The organism is Mesorhizobium sp. M0751, assembly GCF_040320265.1.
Taxonomy (GTDB): Bacteria; Pseudomonadota; Alphaproteobacteria; order Rhizobiales; family Rhizobiaceae; genus Mesorhizobium.
Genome location: NZ_JAMYPH010000077.1, coordinates 1 through 1217, shown reverse-complemented (window position 1 = coordinate 1217; position 1217 = coordinate 1). Strand labels below are relative to the sequence as shown.

The window sequence follows — 1217 nt, the reverse complement described above, 5'->3', positions numbered from 1 at the left end:
CAGTCTTGGTTACGCCGGCGTCTTCAGGTTCGGTTCTGCTTTCGCGCACCTGTGGTGGTGCATTTTCATCCAATCTGTCTATTCCAAGACAGATAGAGCAAGCTTATTACGCTTAACATCGCTTCTCGGATCAGTTCCGTCTCGCTTTTGCCAGGGAGGAAAGATGGCTAAGCACGTGGTGGGCAAGACAGAGGATGTCGGTCCGGGCATGCGCAAGGTCTTTGAGGTGCGTGGCCGTCCGATCGTCATCTTCAATGTCGACGGCGACTACTTCGCCCTCCTCAATCGTTGCCCTCACCAGAGTGCTGAACTGTCGATGGGCTTGATCTCAGGTATCGCAACGGCAGATGAGCCCGGACATGTCCAGTGTTCGCGTCGGGGGGAGTTCATCCGCTGCCCTTGGCACGGCTGGGAGTTTGATATTCGCACCGGCCAGTCATGGTGTGATCCGGGGCGAATATCCGTGAAACAATACCCGGTATCGATAACTGCGGGATCCGAATTGGTCGAGGGTCCGTATAAAGCGGAAACTTTCCCTGTGAGTGTCGAGGACTCATACCTGGTCGTCGATCTCTGAACGATCGACCCCATTTATCTGAGACGGCAGAGATTCTTGGAAGCGAGGCATTGATGCTCCACAAGCCGACATCGGTAATCGATTGCGATATTCATCCCGCAGTGCCGGGAAATGATGCTCTGATCCCTTATATGGACGAGTATTGGCAGGAACAATTCATCAGCCGCGGGATCGGCGAGATGGATCTGGCCAGCTATCCGCCGAGCGCACCGCTGTCATGCCGCCCGGACTGGCGGAAAGATGGGGAAAAGCCAGGCGTCAGCCTCGATCGCTGTCGGGAACAGGCGCTGGATAAATTCAACTGCGAGATCGCAATCTGTAACCCGCTCTATGGCGGTCAAGTCGCGGCAAGCGGTTTGATGGGAGCAGAGGTATGCACTGCGACCAACAAATGGTTGGCTCGGGAGTGGCTGGATGCTGAGCCACGTTTGCGCGGTTCGATCGTGGTGGCCTCACAGCTTCCCGATCGGGCTGCAGAGGAAATCCACAGATGTGCTTCCGACAAAAGGTTCGTTCAGGTCCTGCTGCTGGCCGGCAACGAGATGCTTCTCGGCCGGAGCCATTTTTGGCCGATCTATGAAGCAGCCCAAAAGCATGGGTTGCCTGTCGGTATCCATGCCGGGACGATGTATCGCTATCC

Annotated in this window: 2 protein-coding genes; both read left to right on the top strand. The window is 56.0% G+C overall.

What is annotated here, in order from left to right:
* The first annotated feature begins 163 nt into the window (after positions 1-163).
* Complete coding sequence (locus NKI19_RS32705) at positions 164-577, top strand: Rieske (2Fe-2S) protein (RefSeq protein ID WP_352567718.1); 414 nt, start codon at positions 164-166, stop codon at positions 575-577.
* Positions 578-630: 53 nt separating this feature from the next.
* A partial coding sequence (locus tag NKI19_RS32700; protein ID WP_352567717.1) for an amidohydrolase family protein occupies positions 631-1217 on the top strand: 587 nt, incomplete at its 3' end.

Coding starts and splice junctions, on each gene's coding strand:
- NKI19_RS32705 (WP_352567718.1), top strand. CDS start 164: ATGGCTAAGCACGTGGTGGGCAAGACAGAGGATGTCGGTCCGGGCATG.